Annotated in this window: 13 protein-coding genes and 1 pseudogene; 1 reads left to right on the plus strand and 13 read right to left on the minus strand. The window is 68.4% G+C overall.

Annotated features, from left to right (window positions below; all coding sequences use genetic code 11):
• Positions 1 to 13 precede the first annotated feature (13 nt).
• From HEB94_RS43320 to HEB94_RS43365, 10 genes and pseudogenes are all read right to left on the minus strand, one after another.
• Positions 14 to 2,767, minus strand: a complete 2,754-nt coding sequence (locus HEB94_RS43320; protein WP_192755220.1) for an alkaline phosphatase family protein — start codon at positions 2,765 to 2,767, stop codon at positions 14 to 16.
• Positions 2,768 to 2,770: 3 nt separating this feature from the next.
• Complete coding sequence (locus HEB94_RS43325; protein WP_192755221.1) at positions 2,771 to 4,126, minus strand: ABC-2 family transporter permease; 1,356 nt, start codon at positions 4,124 to 4,126, stop codon at positions 2,771 to 2,773.
• The gene (locus HEB94_RS43330; RefSeq protein ID WP_192755222.1) at positions 4,123 to 5,181 is read right to left on the minus strand and encodes an ABC transporter ATP-binding protein; all 1,059 of its coding nucleotides are present in this window, start codon (positions 5,179 to 5,181) and stop codon (positions 4,123 to 4,125) included. Before HEB94_RS43330 ends, HEB94_RS43325 begins: the two co-directional genes overlap by 4 nt.
• Before the next feature lie 655 nt (positions 5,182 to 5,836).
• The gene (locus tag HEB94_RS43335) at positions 5,837 to 6,397 is read right to left on the minus strand and encodes an FAD-dependent monooxygenase (RefSeq protein WP_192755223.1); all 561 of its coding nucleotides are present in this window, start codon (positions 6,395 to 6,397) and stop codon (positions 5,837 to 5,839) included.
• A gap of 74 nt (positions 6,398 to 6,471) precedes the next feature.
• A complete protein-coding gene (locus tag HEB94_RS43340) occupies positions 6,472 to 6,720 on the minus strand; it encodes a hypothetical protein (RefSeq protein WP_192755224.1) in 249 nt (82 codons plus the stop codon).
• A gap of 405 nt (positions 6,721 to 7,125) precedes the next feature.
• The gene (locus HEB94_RS43345) at positions 7,126 to 7,911 is read right to left on the minus strand and encodes a class I SAM-dependent methyltransferase (protein ID WP_202896851.1); all 786 of its coding nucleotides are present in this window, start codon (positions 7,909 to 7,911) and stop codon (positions 7,126 to 7,128) included.
• Positions 7,912 to 7,991: 80 nt separating this feature from the next.
• Positions 7,992 to 8,726, minus strand: coding sequence for a hypothetical protein (locus HEB94_RS43350; RefSeq protein WP_192755225.1), 735 nt, complete (start codon positions 8,724 to 8,726; stop codon positions 7,992 to 7,994).
• Positions 8,723 to 9,601 (minus strand): ATP-dependent DNA ligase, encoded by an 879-nt coding sequence (locus tag HEB94_RS51785; protein ID WP_337918589.1) that lies wholly within the window; start codon positions 9,599 to 9,601, stop codon positions 8,723 to 8,725. The genes HEB94_RS43350 and HEB94_RS51785 overlap by 4 nt, the downstream gene beginning before the upstream one ends.
• 2 nt (positions 9,602 to 9,603) lie before the next feature.
• Positions 9,604 to 9,822: pseudogene (locus HEB94_RS53050) on the minus strand (ATP-dependent DNA ligase); the annotation flags it as partial.
• Positions 9,823 to 9,943: 121 nt separating this feature from the next.
• A complete protein-coding gene (locus HEB94_RS43365) occupies positions 9,944 to 10,399 on the minus strand; it encodes a hypothetical protein (protein ID WP_202896852.1) in 456 nt (151 codons plus the stop codon).
• A gap of 257 nt (positions 10,400 to 10,656) precedes the next feature.
• Here HEB94_RS43365 and HEB94_RS43370 point away from each other — a divergent pair, with 257 nt between their 5' ends.
• Positions 10,657 to 11,877 (plus strand): IS110 family RNA-guided transposase, encoded by a 1,221-nt coding sequence (locus HEB94_RS43370; protein WP_192755227.1) that lies wholly within the window; start codon positions 10,657 to 10,659, stop codon positions 11,875 to 11,877.
• 92 nt (positions 11,878 to 11,969) lie between these two features.
• Here HEB94_RS43370 and HEB94_RS43375 read toward each other — a convergent pair whose 3' ends face one another.
• The 3 genes from HEB94_RS43375 to HEB94_RS43385 form a co-directional block, all read right to left on the minus strand.
• Positions 11,970 to 12,704, minus strand: coding sequence for a dienelactone hydrolase family protein (locus tag HEB94_RS43375; protein ID WP_192755228.1), 735 nt, complete (start codon positions 12,702 to 12,704; stop codon positions 11,970 to 11,972).
• Positions 12,705 to 13,256: 552 nt separating this feature from the next.
• Positions 13,257 to 13,748 (minus strand): tyrosine-type recombinase/integrase, encoded by a 492-nt coding sequence (locus HEB94_RS43380; protein WP_192755229.1) that lies wholly within the window; start codon positions 13,746 to 13,748, stop codon positions 13,257 to 13,259.
• 357 nt (positions 13,749 to 14,105) lie between these two features.
• A complete protein-coding gene (locus HEB94_RS43385) occupies positions 14,106 to 15,041 on the minus strand; it encodes an NAD-dependent epimerase/dehydratase family protein (protein ID WP_192755230.1) in 936 nt (311 codons plus the stop codon).
• Positions 15,042 to 15,093 lie beyond the last annotated feature (52 nt).

The raw sequence follows: 15,093 nt of genomic DNA on the forward strand, positions 1-15,093 counted from the left end.
GTGTGTCCTGAGATCAGCCGTCCGTGTCCGGCGACGGCATGTAGCGACCCGGGACCTGGTCCGGAGCGAAGATCTCCTTCTCACCCGGGTAGGGCTTGGTCCAGTTGTGCGCTTCGTACCAGGAGAAGTGGTTCATCTGCGCGGGGTTGGCGGAGTCGGCCTTCGCGAGCGGCGCGTTGAAGGGCTGCTTGGACTTCCAGGCCTGCCACTTCGCGGCGACGTCCTTCTTGTCCGCCGGGACCTTCCCCGTCGGCGCGAGCGCGAACTTCGCGTCCTGCGGGGCCGGGGTGTCCAGACCACACGCCGGCGGGGTCGAGATACCCAGCGTCAGCGAGGTCCGGTTCGGAACCGCCTTGAACGGCCGGTAGTCGGGCTTGGTGGTGAAGGCCGACGCCATGGGGGTGGCGGCGGTGTCCTTCTGGTTCATCGGCTTGATCCCGAGGATCTGCTCGATGGTGCGGATCATCGTGATCTGCGTGTAGTAGTGGCTGTCGACGACGCCGTGGTTGGCCCAGGGGCTGATGACCTGGATCGGAGCGCGGTGACCGTCGATGTGGTCGGTGCCGGCCTGGGAGTCGTCCTCGACCACGAAGATCGCGGAGTCCTTCCAGTACCTGCTGTGCGTGATCTCGTCGACGATCTGGCCCGTCGCGAGGTCGTTGTCCGCGACCTGAGCGGCTCCGTTCACCGGACCACCGGTGTGGTCGTTGGAGAGCCAGAACATGTTCAGGTTCGCCGGGCCGTTCTTCTCGAAGTCACGCTTCCAGATCTCGGCCTTGTAGATGTCTGGAACGTTGGTGTCGAACAGCGGGAAGCCCGGTACGGACACGTCGTTGAGCGAAGGGATCGCCGAGCCCACCTGGATGGGGTAGGCGGTGTCCTTCCCGGTCTCCTGCATGTTCTGGACGTCGCAGTAGTAGTTCTGCCACGTCGCGCCGGCCGGCTTGGTCTCCAGCGACTGGAACTCGCCGAAGTCCTTGACGGTCTGGCCCGCCGCCTGCGCACCGGTCCAGATGAAGCCGGTCCGCTGGTGGCCGAGAACGTCGTTCTCGGTGTCGTAGCTACGCAGGTACTCACCGGCACTGGACTCGGTGTACTCCGGGTTGTCGGCCTGCATCAGCCAGTTGTGACCCTCGGCGGAGTTCGTGCCGACGTCGTAGGTGTTGTCGTAGAGCCCGAACTGCTTGGCCAACGCGTGCTGGTTCGGCGTCACGTTCTCGCCGTACTGCGCCAGCGACGGGTCGCCGTTGCCTTCCGGCATGTCACCGAGCATCTGGTCGTAGGTGCGGTTCTCCTTGACGATCAGGAAGACGTGCTTGATCGTCGAGGGGTCACCGAGCTTCTTCGGGACCGGCACGGCCCGCTTGGAGCTGCTGGTGGATTCCTTGACCGGGTTGTTGTCCCAGCCGTTCTGCTCGAAGACCACCTTGGTCTGCGCCTTGATGGTGTTGTCGTCGGGCAGGGTGAACCGCTGCAGGCTCGACGTCGTGTCGTGCGTGCCGTGGCCGGCGGGGTCCGCCTTACGACGGGCGTCGATACCACGGGTGTTGGAGACCAGCACGTCGTTGCCGACGGTGGTGATCTCCGCGGGGAAGTAGTCCGTCGGGAGCAGGCCGACGTAGCTGACCGGCTCCAGCGGGGACGTGTACTTGTAGACGGCAACCGCGTTGGCGCGGCCGAGCGTCACCAGCAGGTGACCGTCGTCGGTCAGCGTCACCGCGTCGGGCTCGTAGCCCACCGAGGCCTCAGGCCACGGCTGCGTCGCGATCGTCTGGACCACCTTGTCCTTGGACGTGTCGATGACTGACACATCGTTGGTGGCGGTGTTGGTGACGAAGACGGCACCGTTCTTGGCGTACAGGGCGGTGGGGTGCAGACCCACGTCGACGCTGTTCGGGGTGGCATCCGGGTTGGCCAGGTCGATGACGCTGACCGTGCCGGTCGTGCTGGCACCCGTCTTCGGGTCGGCCGGCACGTCGGTGCCGTAGGAGTTGATCGTCGTGTCGCCGGGCTTGGCCTGGCGGCCGCCCTCGTTGCTGACGTAGAGCTTGTTCCCGACCATGACCATGTCACGGGGGGCGATACCAACGGCCCAGCTGCGCTCGATGGCGCCGGTCGCGGTGTTGATGGCGACCACGCGGTTCTGGCCGTTGACCGCGGAGTACACAGTCTTGCCGTCGGGGGAGAACACCGCCTCGGCCACCAGCGCGTGCTTGGCCCCGTCCGCCGCAATCTTGATCGACGTCGGGTTCGCGACGCTGCCGTCCGCGTTCACGGTCAGCTTGGTGTAACCGTCGGTCTGGCCCAGCCACAGCTGCGAACCATCAGGGGAGTACGTCGGACCTTCCTGGCCCACGTCGTTACCGCCCAGGCGCGGGGTCGAGGACGCCGCGTTGCTGACGTACTGCTGGACCTTCCAGTCCTTCAGATCCACGATCGCAAGCGCCGAGCCACCATCGGTGACCGACGCCGCGACGTGGGTGCCGTCCGGGCTGAGGGAGGACGACATGATCTTGCCGTTGTTGATGACCAGACGCTCACCGATGGGCTTGACGTACTGGTCGCTGGAGACGACCAGGCCCTTGTCGGTCTCCTCACCGACATGCTGCGTACCGAACGCGTCGGTCGAGGCGTAGGAGATTCCCCCGCCGGCGACGGCGAGAGTAGCGGTGCCGGCCGCCACCAGGCGGACTCGGCTTCCGGTGCGTCCACCGAAGAGTCCGAACTGGACCTTCGGGGCGCGCCGGCGCTGACGTGTGACTTGCATCAATCATCCCTTCCGGGAAGAGGCGAGCAGATCGACGTTCCCGTCGAACTGCCACAGAGGGTTCGGTGCGTCCCCGTACGGGGTCCGCACCTGGAAGTAGCCGTTCACCTCCTTCGGTCCGTCTCCGTCGGCGACGTACCGCCCGTCCGCGGTGACGTCGAGTTGGTAGATGGCGCTGCCGACCGTGTCCACGCCGGGCAGGTGCCAGGACACGACGCAGCGCCAGTCGTTGCCGGGACCCTCGTCCTCGACGCGGCTACCGCCCTTGTCGCAGGACGCGGTAGCCCGAACCTGGGTCTCGGTGACCTCGGGCCGGTTGAGCTCTTCGGTCTGCAGCCGGTAGAGGTGGGCGTAGGACGTGGCGAGGGAGTCCTGCAGCTTGGACTGCTCGATCCCGGAGCCCTTGGCCGGGGTCGCGACGCTGATCACCCCGACGGTGAGGGCCACCAGGACGGCCAGCGGCAGCGCGCCGCCCAGAAGCACACGGCGGCCCGACCCGTCGTTCGTCAGGTCGGTGAAGTCCCGGTGCAGGAACAGGCGGTAGGCCAGCGCGGTGGCGACGACCGCCCAGGCGAGGCTCACCGCGATGCCGATGAGAAGGGGGCCCACCTGCGCCGACTCGGTGAACAACCCGCGCCAGGCGAGGAAGGCGTGGCTCGGCAGCGCCATCCGCACGGCCACCGGCAGCGGGAGCATCTGCGCGAGCTGCAGCGCGAAGGCGAGCAGCGCGGGCATCAGCAGCCCGGTCGGCGAGCGACCCAGTGCGACCGAACCGACCAGGCCGACCGCGGCGAACGCCAGCGTCGGTGCCAGCACGCAGAGCCACGCGAGCAGGACCGTGCCGGCCGCGTCCCCGGGGGCGAGGATGTGGCCGTCCAGGCCGGCGAGCGGTCGGTTGCCGACCGCGGCCAGTCCGCCGACGATGCCCGACACGGCCAGGCCGGCCACGAGGATCAGGAGCACGGTGAGGCTGGCCAGGGCCTTCGCCGCGAAGATCCGCTTCGGCGAGCGCACCGCCACGAGAAGGTGGCGCCAGGTGCCGAGCCGGTCCTCGACGGCGAAGACGTCGCCAGCCACGAGCGACGTCAGCAACGGGAGCGCCCACGTGCCGGAGAAGCCCAGTACGACGAGCGCCCCCGCCCAGCCGGTCGCGTTCATCCAGCGGCCGAAGACGGTGTCGGCGGGTAGTGAGCTCTGCAGACTCACCGCGGCCACGAAGATGGCAGGGGCGATCCAGCAGGCCGCGAGCAGCACGCGAATCCGCCACTGGGACAGCAGCTTGACCAACTCGAACCGGTAGCCGTGCAGTACGGGCGCCGGACGGGCGTCAGCCCTGGGTGGGGCGACGGTCACGGTCATCGCACGTTCTCCTCGTCGGTCTGCGCGGGGGCGGTCTGCGCAGGGACGGTCTGCGCGGGCACGGTCTGCGCGGGCACGGACCGGGTGGTGGTACCGGTCCCGGCGGAGGCTTCGATGTCCGTCCCGGATCCGGTCAGGGCCAGGAACGCGGCCTCGAGCGGCGGCACCACGGGAGCAAGTTCGCGCAGGGCCACGCCGGCTCCCACGAGCCGCACGACCAGGTCGTCGAGCGCGGGCATCGGCCCGCGGACAACGAGGTCGGCGTCGCGCCGTTGGCCGGAGTCACGGCCGGACACGACGTGGAGCCCCGGCGTCTCCGCTGCCACCCTGTGGGCGGCCGCCGGGTCGGAGGTGAGCAGTCGGTAGTCGAGTTCGCCGCTCTCGGCGGCGAGCTTGCTCACCGGCCCGGAGAAGACGACCCGTCCGACGGCGAGGATGGTGACCTCCGAGCACAGCGCGGCGAGGTCGTCCATCCGGTGGCTGGAGAGGACCACCGCGGTTCCCTCCGCGGCGAGCCCGGTGATGACGCGGTGTACGTGGTTCTTGCCGGCGGGGTCCAGGCCGTTGGCCGGCTCGTCGAGGACGAGCAGTCGCGGCCTGGTCAGCAGGGCGGCGGCCAGTCCGAGCCGCTGGCGCATTCCCAGCGAGAAGCCCCGTACCCGGTCGTCGGCGACGTCGGTGAGCCCGACCTGCGCCAGCGCGTCGTCGACGTCGACGGTGCCTTCGGCCTCGTACCGGCGCAGGGAGACCAGGGCCGAGAGGTTCTGCCGCGCGGTGAGCGAGGGATAGAGCCCCGGTCCGTCGACGAAGCCCGCGACACCGTCGGGTACCTCAAGCGTTCGCCCGACCGGCGTCCCCAGGATCTCGAGGCGGCCGCTGTCCGCGACCGCCAGACCCAACAGCAGACCGAGCAGTGTCGTCTTGCCGGCGCCGTTCGGTCCGACCAGGCCGTGGACCTCCCCGGTCGCGACGTCCAGGTCGACGCCGTCGAGTGCGACCACTTCGCCGAAGGACTTCGTTATCCCGCGAATCCGAACTGCGGGAGTGCCTTCCATGTCGGTCCCCTTTTTGTTGGTTGCCGACACAGCAACCTAGGGACCGCGCTTTGCAGCAGAAAGGCGGGCAGCCAAACGTTCGGGAAACACGCGCACAAACTGCTCAACGAACGCCCCGGAAGGCGCTTGACCACCTCAACTTTCGAAATGCATCAGCCGTTACGCTGGGCCGAAGTACTTTGCCAATTGCTGACGAAGTTTACTAAGCGATGACCAAAAGATGGAGCTTTCCGCACTCATCGTCGCCAGCAACAAGCGGATCTCCAGCGCGGACGTCGATCGAGCCGCGCCGGTCCGGACGAAGCCGCCCCGGCCTCCCTGTGACAGGAGGCGGGGGGACGCTGCTTCAGCCTCGCTGCGTGTGCAACCGCCTTGGAGCACGGCCTCCGCACGCCAGCAGACTCCCGTGAGCGCCAACGTCGGCGACTCGACCAGCGACGATCCGGACGGCGGACCTTGACCGCGCACCAGCGCCTTTCAGGGTGGACTCAATCACGCCTCACGAACTACTGAAACGGCTTCAGCCGACAATCGTGCGATGGACGTTCCAGCAGCTCAGGCCTGATTTTCGCCACCGTCGAAACAGGTCGTCCGACCGAGTTACTTTTGCCGGAAAGCACAGGTCCCGGCCACGTTACCTTCTTTTCGGATCGCGCTATGCGGCGACGGGTAGGCTCCAGTCGATGCGGTATCCGTGCACAGGGCCGAACATCCTCGTCGGCTTGAGGAACGTCTTGAGCGCGATGGGCATGAGCACGCTCATGACGGCGCTACCGACGGGGCCGAAAGCCTTCTGCCGGTTGTTGTGCTCCGCGTTGACGGCAATCTTGGTGACCCGGTCGCGGCGTAGCCGCTCGTAGGCGGTGGCCGCCCGCGGGTCGGGCAGGTCGCGCAGGCAGCGGGCGAGTTGGATCGCGCTCTCGACCGCGAGGGACGCACCCTGGCCCGAACTGGAGGACGGGGCGTGCGTGGCGTCGCCGACGAGCACCATCCGATCCCGGTGCCAGTGGGGCACCTTGGGCATGATCTCCAGGCCGCCCACGACCAGCAGATCCTCGGCGTCGACCCGGCGCAGCACATCGCGGGCGGGGAGGTCGTCCGCGTGGACGTCGCGCAGCTGACGCAGCCACTGGTCCGGTGGAGTTTGGCCAGCCTGGGCCATGCTGAGGTACTCGGGGCTCGGAAGGTCGCCTGCATCTCGACGACGCTGCGCCATCTGTTAGGCACCAGGGCTCACCAGCGCGCTCTCCCGTTCGCGGCATGAGAGGCGCTCGGTCGTCGTGCGGGCGCCTACGAATGAGGAAGCGCGATCTTGCGCGTTTGCCTAGACGGGCGGGGCTCGCGGTCGAATTCGGCCGCGAGCTTCGTGGCTGCATCGTCCGGCGCGTCGGCGCCGATCCACAGCGCCTGGCCGTCCGCGCAAGAGGCGATGGTGACGCCGTAGCAGCCGGCGATACGACCGCGGGCGTCGAGCGATGCGCTGATCTGGATGCGGAGCAGCTCGAGGCGGGGAGGGTGCTGGCGGTGAGCGGACGACATCGACCCGGAGGTTACGGGAGGAGATGTCGAACGCCAAGAAGGCGGAGCAGAGGAAGTTGGGAACGTCGACCAGTCGCTGTGTGGGCCGAGCGCGCACGTGTCCCTTGTCCGTCGCCATGTCCACGTTGGATCACGTCTCGAGGTCCGATCGCGGCAGTCAGACAGGCTCATCGCATTCGGGCCGTCCGGGTCCAGGGTTGGGCGAAGGAGTTGGGCGCAGCGACCACGGCGGACGCGAGGGTCTGCGTGTTTGGCGGGGTACCTGCGGTGTGAGTTCGTGGTGAGTCCGGAGAGCCCCGACGCGTAGCGGTCACGCACAGGTCCGTTCAGGTCAGGCCAGGTCCGTTCAGGTCAGGCCAGGTCCGTTCAGGGGCCTGCCGGCCCGGGAGGCGTGGCCGAGGTAGGTCACCAGCGGGAGCCCGCCGGGTCGAGCACGAAGTCGACCAGCGGGGCGACCTCGTGGTCGCCGATCCGCCCGCGCCGGCGGGCCAGGACCGCCTTGAGGAGATCGCGGGGATCCTTGGGCTTGAACCCGCAGACGTCCTCGTTTCGCAGTCCGTACGCCGCCATCAGCGCGGCGAGCTGGGCAGGTGGTCGGAGCCGGGCCGCCGCGTACCGGCCGCGCGGCATGATCCGGGTCATCGGCAGCGCCTGGAAGGCGACGAGGTACGACGTCAGGCGCGCGGGCAAGGTGCGGTTGACGGTGTCGTAGAAGACTACGCCGTCGCGGCGAACGACGCGGGCGGCCTCGGCGAGCACCTGGTCGAGGCGGCCGGTGATCTCGAAGGTGTCCGCGTAGTAGGCGAGGTCGAACGCGGCATCAGGGAGCGGTAGTGACTCACTCGGGGCGGTCTCGTGAGTGATCGGGAGACCGGCTCGCTCACTGGCCGCCGCGGCCAGCCCGGTCGCCACCGGCGACGGATCGACCGCAGTGACGTGCAGGCCAAGCCCCGCGAGTCCGCGTGCCAGGTCGCCGCGACCGCTTCCGACCACCAGGGCCCGCAGACGTGACGGTTCGAGCCGCCGTCGGCGCAGGATCCCCGCGACGTACTCCAGCCGAACCGCCTGGAAGGCGACCGCCCTGAGCTGGCGGCCGTCAACGGCGTCGGCGTTCGGTGTATCGATCTCGATCAACGGAGCGGTTGCCACGTTCCCCCATGTCGCCGTCGTCGGGTGCGGGGCGAGTGACATGCCTTCCCGCCTCAAGTTCGTTGAAGGAACCTAACACGCTCCGTCTGCGCGTTCCGGAACGTCACCTACGGACAACTGCTCTAACTCAGGAGACGCGCTTCATGGGAGCAGTTGGGATGGCCGTGGCTGGACGCGCCCCGAAGGTGATCGCGCTGAACGAGGCGTGGCAGCTGTGGCACGGGCCGGGCAGCGCGGAGCGCAAGGAAGCGACCGATCAGGCCATCCTCGACTGAGGCGCGCAGCATCACCGGCAGCTGACCAGGCGAGCTACAGGGCGAAGTCGTTCTCGTCCCACTCCTTGACCTGCTGCACCACACCTGCGGGGCCGCGCACATCGCGCGGCCCTGTTTCACTGCGTCGTCCGCCGACGACGTCCAGGGACCGCCTGGGAGGCCCAGGTACTCCCGGAGCCCCTGGCCGTTCGCGGCGAGCATCCTGGGGTACAGACGTCCGTCCGTCATCGCTTCGAGCACCAGGTCGACGGTGTCGTCTAACCGTGCCGCCGACACGGGCTGGAGAGTGCCCGCGCCGATGCCGGCGTACAGCACCTCGGCGATCCGGTGGCAGGTGAGCATCCGCGGCGAGGCGTAGTGCCGCGACCGGTACAGCCGGTCCCGGGTGTCCTCGCGGGTGTCGTCCGGGCTGGCCGCCAGGATCGTGTCCGCGCCGTCGACCCGCTCCCCGCGGCGGATCCGGTCCGGTCCCTGCAGCATCGGCGCCAGGAGCTGGTCGGTGAGCGCGGCGCGCCAGGTGCCGTCGCCGGAGTAGATCCCCGCCCGTCCGGTCTCACGTACGTGGTCGTGGATTGCCGTCACGGCGTCCTCCAAGGCCTGGCGCCGCCCACCGGTCGGCACCTCGTACCCGTCGACGCCCTTCCCGTACCTGCGCCACTGCCCCACGGCCGCATTGTGGATCGAACGAGTGTTCGACGGAAGGGTCTATGACCGTTCTCTGTCTCGAGATCAAGATCAAGAGGCACCTCGTTGGGTGCGATGTCCCGGACCCGCAGCATGCGGACGGCGTGCCGCCACCTCCGGCCCTGGTCGGCGGCGATGTCGGCCCGGATCTCCACCACGACCAGCGGGGCGACCTGGTGGTAGCCGGTCGGCTTGGACCGCCAGTTGACGGTGAGTTGTGCCGGCCATGGGTGCCCGCCGATCGCAGCGACCAGCAGCGGCGTGACCGCGGCGGCCTGAGCGTCGGTCAGGTGAGTGGTCCTGCCCGCGTAGTGGAGTCGGCCGGTGTCGGAGGCGTACCGGCCGAGCAACAGTGCCGCCGGCCGGTGGAGGCTGCCGGTGACTCCGCCGATCACGGCGTCGGTGGTCTGCCGCGACTTGTACTTCAGCCACACCCGCGCCCCGGAGACGTACGGACTGTCCGCCGGTTTGATCATCAGGCCCTCGACCCCGGCGACGGCCATCGTGTCGAACCACTCCTCGGCCACGGCCGGGTCCGGCGTCTGCATGGCCAGGGTCAGCGGCGAACGGGCGGGGACGCGACGGAACAGCCGCTCCGGTACGGCACGCCGTTCTCGTAGCGGACGGCGGCGGAGATCACCGTCTTGCGCCGTCTCGAGCACGTCGAAGACGACCAGGTGGACAGGCTGGCTGCCCGCGAGCTCGCGGGCGTGACGGCGCTGGGCGTAGCGGCGCTGCAGACGGTTGAGTCGAGCCGGCCCCCGGCCCAGCAGACGATCTCCCCCTCGATGACCGTCCCGGCAGGCAGGTAGGCGTACAGCGCGCCCACCAGCTCGGGGAAGGCGTCGTCGAGCGGTGTGCCGCGTCGCGAATGGACCTGTACGGAGCTGTCCGCCCGGATTGAGGCCAGCGCGCGGTACCCGTCGAACTTCGGTTCGTAACGCCACCCGCCGGCCCGAGGAGCAGGTAACCGGTCGATGCTCTTCGCGAGCATGGGCACGATTGGCCCACGGATACGCACTGCGGGACCTTCGGGTGGTGCGGTCTGACCGCACCACCCTAGGGCCGGGCTTCGCGAGCGGCGCCAGAGGCGTCTCTCCCGACGAGTGGAACTGCTACAGCATGGCGACGAGCGCGCTCATTGCCTGGACCATGTTCAGCCGGTACTCCTCGTGCACGGTGACCCGATGCCCAAGTACGTTCCTCCTGCCTGACCTGAGGTTGTACAGCGGAGTTCCGTGCGAGAAGGCGACGACGCCGGTGGTCTGGAAATCGCGGACGTCGACGATGCCGGACCCGAGCGCGGCGAAGGTGAAGATCTCAGGGTTGCTGTCCATGAGCTTCTCGATGTCCTGGTCGATGGAGCGAAGGACCGCCGCGTATGCCGAGGCGGATCCCATGTACTGGGTGATCCGGTTCTTTGCGATGAGGTGCACCTGAGGGAGCGGGCGCTCCTCGGTCCGAAGCCGGGTCGCGAAGGCGTACGTGGCGTAGATGTCCGACGGGAGCTTGAGGCCGTACACCAGGGAAAAGGCGTTCTGGATGGCTCGCCGGGAGGAGTCGTCCGCCATGACCGGAAGTACGAGCCTAATGAGAGTTACCGGGTCAGCCGCTGGCAGACTCGGTGCCCGGTAGCCGTCGGCAGGTGAGCACTCTCGGAGCCAGGACATGAAGTCCTATTGACAGATCGTGCCCCTGCCGGTGGTCGGGAGGATGGACCGCTGATGGGATGTCGTGCCCGCCGTCGTGTGGCGTGAGCACTTGATCATTAGGTTGCGGAGGTTCTCCCGCGGGCTGCTGATGGTGGCTGTCGAGGACGGGAGAACAGGTGATGTTCGTCGGGGACGACTGGGCTGAGGATCATCACGACGTCGAATTGCAGGACGTGCAGGGGCGACGGCTGGCCAAGGCCCGGCTGGAGGAGGGCATTGCTGGGATCGCACGGCTGCACGAGTTGATCGGGCGGCAGTTGGATGAGAACGCCGAGGCCGACCAGGTCGTGATCGGGATCGAGACCGACAGGGGCCCGTGGGTGCAGGCGCTGATCGCGGCCGGCTACCGGGTTTATGCGATCAACCCGCTGCAGGTTGCCCGGTTCCGGGAGAGTACGTCGGTGTCGGGGGCCAAGAGCGATCCCGCCGATGCCCACACCATCGCCGACATGGTGCGCCTGCAGCATCACCAGCTACGGCCGGTTGCCGGGGACACCGCTGAGGCCGAGGCGATCAAGGTGGTCGCCCGGGCGCACAAGACGTTGATCTGGGAACGTAACCGTCACATGCTGCGGCTGCGGCACGCGCTGCGGGAGTTCTTTCCCTCTGCCCTGGCCGCGTTCGGTGATCTGGCCGGAGCTGATGCTCTCGAACTGCTGGCCAAGGCGCCCGACCCGGACTCGGCGGCCCGGTTGACGACCGCCCAGATCACCGCGGCGCTCAAGCGGGCCCGTCGCCACCATGTGGCCGACAAGGCCCAGAAGATCCGGGCGGCGCTGCGCGCCGAGCAGCTCGGTCAGCCGGCCATCGTGACGTCGGCCTACTCAGCCACCGTCCGCGCCCAAGCGGCCATCCTGACCACGCTGAATGAGCAGATCAAGAGCATGCAGGAGCAGGTGGAAGCACATTTTGGGCGGCACCCGGACGCTGAGATCATCGTGTCTCAGCCCGGTCTCGGCATGATCCTCGGTGCCCGGGTGCTTGCCGAGTTCGGTGACGACCCCGACCGCTACGCCAGCGCCAAAGCCCGCAAGAACTACGCCGGGACCAGCCCGATCACCCGCGCCTCCGGCAGGAAGCATGTCGTCACGGCCAGATACGTCCACAACGACCGCCTCATCGACGCGCTCGGCCGCCAGGCCTACGCCGCGATGATCTGCTCGCCCGGTTCCCGCGCCTACTACGACCAGCAGCGAGCCCGCGGCCTCGGCCACCACGCCGCCGTCCGCCAGCTCGCCAACCGGCTGGTCGGCATCCTGCACGGCTGCCTCAGGACCGGCACCACGTACGACGAAGCGACCGCATGGTCACATCGCACGGAACAAGTCGCTGCTTGACAACTTTCGACTTGGGATGTCTGTCAACGGCAGAGAGTGCGATCTGGGTGTAGATCGAAAAGCTCGTCGGGTTTGGTTTCCAGGCCGGAGCCTCAGCTGCTGGCCAGGGTCCGGTCCAGGAGGGGGAGCAGGCGGCCCCAGTGGCGCTGCAGCCCGGAGGGGTTGAAGGCCTCGGTGTCGGACATGGTGAAGCCGTGGACGGTGCCGGGGTAGATCTCGGAGGTGTAGCTAACCCCCGCGGCGTCCAGAGCCTGATTGAGCTCGCCGAGGGCCTCGGGCGTCATATCGGTTTCGGCGTGGCCGAGGTGGACCTGGGCGGTTAGCTTGGCGAGGCTGTCGGGCCCGTCGACGCCCACGGGGCCGTGGAATCCGGCGACGGCGGCCACCTGGCCGGGGTGGGCCGCGGCGGTGCGCATCGCCAGGAGCCCGCCTATGCAGTAGCCGGTCACCGCGACCGGTCCGGCGCCGACCTCGGGCTGGGCGGTGAGGAACCTGATGTAGGCGTCGGCGTCGCTCAGAATGCGTTCGGCGATGTGCGCCTCGATCAAGGGCATCAGCTGGGCGACGACCGCAGGCCGGACCTCTTCTCCGATGAACTCGGGAAGTTCGATCACCGGTGCCGGGCCGTTCCGGTAGAAGAAGTTGGGGACGAGCACGTAGTACCCGTGCCCGGCCAGTTCGCGGGCCATCTCCTCCAGCACGGGCCGGATGCCGAAGGCGTCCGCGTACATCAGCACCCCTGGGTGCCGCTCGCCACCGTCGGGGAAGGCGGCGAAAGCGTCGGCCTGGCCGTCGGCGGTGGGGATCTGCAGAGCCTTGGTAGGCATGAATTCTCCTGTCGTGGTTGATGTGTAGAGCCTGTGATCAACACGACGGAGGCGGAGCCCGCGCAGCAACGCAAGATTCTCTATCGAACAGCGGGCCCGCACCGGCCCGCACGGCACTCAGAAGAGCACCGGGTAACCAATCTGCGTGTGGCGCAATGCCGTCCCGGTAGTCATCGCCGTACAGCGTAGCCAACCGGACAACGCCGACGCACACCGTCCCGGTCCGCAGTCTGGGTGGAACAAGCTCTGTTCCGTCACAGAGCCGATGGTGCAACGCTCAGTCGAGCGCTCGCGCTCTTCACCTGCCACGACCTGGATCACCACACCTGGACCTCCTGACCCCGCGTAGTGGCAGCCGGCGCCAACGTCACCCTGGGCGCCGTTTCATAGGTAACGGATATCTGACCTGGCGCTGATGCAGTGCGCCGGATCGGCTGTGGATCGTTCACTCCATCCCACAGGAAAGGGCCGGGGCGCGAAGGAGAGCGATGCGCCTGGCGCCGATATCCCTGGGCAGGGGGTCGGGGTCCGCCAGGCGCACCACCATCTCGGTCAGCCCCTACCGCCGCAGACCGGCCTCGGCTCGTCGAGCATGGCGGCCAGACGGCTGGCCAGCGCGGCATCCCGTTCCACGGCGTTGCTGCGTTCCCAGTACGCCTGCGTGGTCTCGGGTCTGGCGTGGCCGGCCCACCGCTGCACCTCAGCGAGTGGTGCGCCGGAGTCGAGCAGCGACGTGATCGCGGTGGCGCGCAGAACGTGCGGGGTGACCTTGTCCGGTGAGCGCAGGCCACCGCGGCGGGCGAGCCGCTGCGTGATGCGTACAACGTCGAACCGGTCAAGCGCCTCGCCTGCGGCGTCCAGCAGTAGCGGCCCCTCGGTGCGCCCGGCGAGGTAGGTGGTCAGCCGGTCGCAGGTCGCCGACGCCAGCGGCACCACCGCCCACGCGCCGCGCTTGCGCTGCACCTGCATCGTGCACGGCGTCGCGGCGAAACTGACGTGCTCGACCCGCGCGCTCACGAGCTCGGAGACCCGGGGCCCCACCACAGACAAGCTGCTCGCGCCGATGCTGCAGGGCCCGGACCGAGTCCACCGCGGCGAGCGCGTCGACGGCGCCGACACCATCCTGGCGGCCGGGCCGGAGGACAACCGCGAGGACATCCGAGACCGGCTGTAGATGGAGTTCGGGGCGGTCACGGCACTACGCCAGCCCACGGATGCTCACCCGCTCCCGGATCGCCGAAGTGCTATACGCCGGCATCGGCGCCGGCCTGCCGATAGGCCAGGGGCAGCGATACCTCGGGCACGGTCGAAGGGCAGCCATCCTTGCCGAATGGTTGCCGTTCGACAGGCGTTCGGCTCCCCGAATACCTACCGAGGCCGGGAAGAACGACGCTCAGCAAGTCACGGCACAACCTGGAGGCCTTGGCGCCAGGTGGGGTGTGTCGGGTGCCAGCCCAGTTCGCGCTTGGCCTTGGCGTTGGATGCGCCGCGCAGTTCGGTCATGAGCACGACGCCGGCCTGTCCGGCGGCCAGTCGTCCAATGAACCGCGGTACGCGCATCGGTTTTTTGGCGCCCAGCATCGCTGCCAGTTCCGGCAGCCATTCGGCGACCGGGGCGGGGTCGTCATCGACAATGTTGTAGACACCGCGACCGCCGTTCTCCACCGCTGCGACCGTGGCCTCGGCGGCGTCGGCGATGTGGACGAACGACCACACCCCGCCGCCGTCGCCGACGACCGGGAACTTGCGTTTGCGGATCATCTCGAGCTGCTCGGAGCCTGGCGCCATGGAGGTGCCGGGCCCGTAGAACGCGCCGTAGCGCAGCACGATCCCTTCGGTCCAGGCGGCGCCCAGCACGGCCTTCTCCAAGTGCTCGATCGCGGCGATCATCAGGGCCATCTGGCCGACCGGTGAGCGATCCAGGGGGTCTTGTTCGTTCTTGACCGGCCCGCCGGTCCGCGTGTAGGTGAACGCGCCGTTGCTCTGGGCGACGAACCGTCGTACTCCTGTGGCGCGTGCGGCCGTGAGCAGGTTGTCGGTGCCCTCGATCCGCAGCCGGTTGGTGGCGGCGAAGCTGCGTTCGAAATGGCGGGTGTCGATGTGCCCGATGGCGGTCAGCTGGTTAACGATCACCTCCGGGGCCGCTTGGCGCACGGCCGCCTCGACCTGGGCGTGATCCAGCGCATCGGCGATGACCGGTACCGCGCCCAGCTGTGATGCCCTGGCCTTGTTAGATTCGCTGCGGATCATCGCGAACACCTCGTGTCCCGCATCGACCAGACGCGGCACCAGTTCCTTGCCCATCGCTCCGGTCGCTCCTGCCACCAGCACTCTCATCGTCGGCTCCCTTGCTGTCCGGTTCGGAGTTGTCACTTGAACCGGATGGCCT

Source organism: Actinopolymorpha pittospori, assembly GCF_014873875.1.
GTDB classification, from domain to species: domain Bacteria; phylum Actinomycetota; class Actinomycetes; order Propionibacteriales; family Actinopolymorphaceae; genus Actinopolymorpha; species Actinopolymorpha pittospori.

What these genes read in the sequence shown, in the direction of transcription:
- HEB94_RS43320 (WP_192755220.1), bottom strand. Translation starts at nt 2,767, where the DNA reads ATGCAAGTCACACGTCAGCGCCGGCGCGCCCCGAAGGTCCAGTTCGGA.
- HEB94_RS43325 (WP_192755221.1), bottom strand. Translation starts at nt 4,126, where the DNA reads ATGACCGTGACCGTCGCCCCACCCAGGGCTGACGCCCGTCCGGCGCCC.
- HEB94_RS43330 (WP_192755222.1), bottom strand. Translation starts at nt 5,181, where the DNA reads ATGGAAGGCACTCCCGCAGTTCGGATTCGCGGGATAACGAAGTCCTTC.
- HEB94_RS43335 (WP_192755223.1), bottom strand. Translation starts at nt 6,397, where the DNA reads ATGGCGCAGCGTCGTCGAGATGCAGGCGACCTTCCGAGCCCCGAGTAC.
- HEB94_RS43340 (WP_192755224.1), bottom strand. Translation starts at nt 6,720, where the DNA reads ATGTCGTCCGCTCACCGCCAGCACCCTCCCCGCCTCGAGCTGCTCCGC.
- HEB94_RS43345 (WP_202896851.1), bottom strand. Translation starts at nt 7,911, where the DNA reads ATGTCACTCGCCCCGCACCCGACGACGGCGACATGGGGGAACGTGGCA.
- HEB94_RS43365 (WP_202896852.1), bottom strand. Translation starts at nt 10,399, where the DNA reads ATGGCGGACGACTCCTCCCGGCGAGCCATCCAGAACGCCTTTTCCCTG.
- HEB94_RS43375 (WP_192755228.1), bottom strand. Translation starts at nt 12,704, where the DNA reads ATGCCTACCAAGGCTCTGCAGATCCCCACCGCCGACGGCCAGGCCGAC.
- HEB94_RS43385 (WP_192755230.1), bottom strand. Translation starts at nt 15,041, where the DNA reads ATGAGAGTGCTGGTGGCAGGAGCGACCGGAGCGATGGGCAAGGAACTG.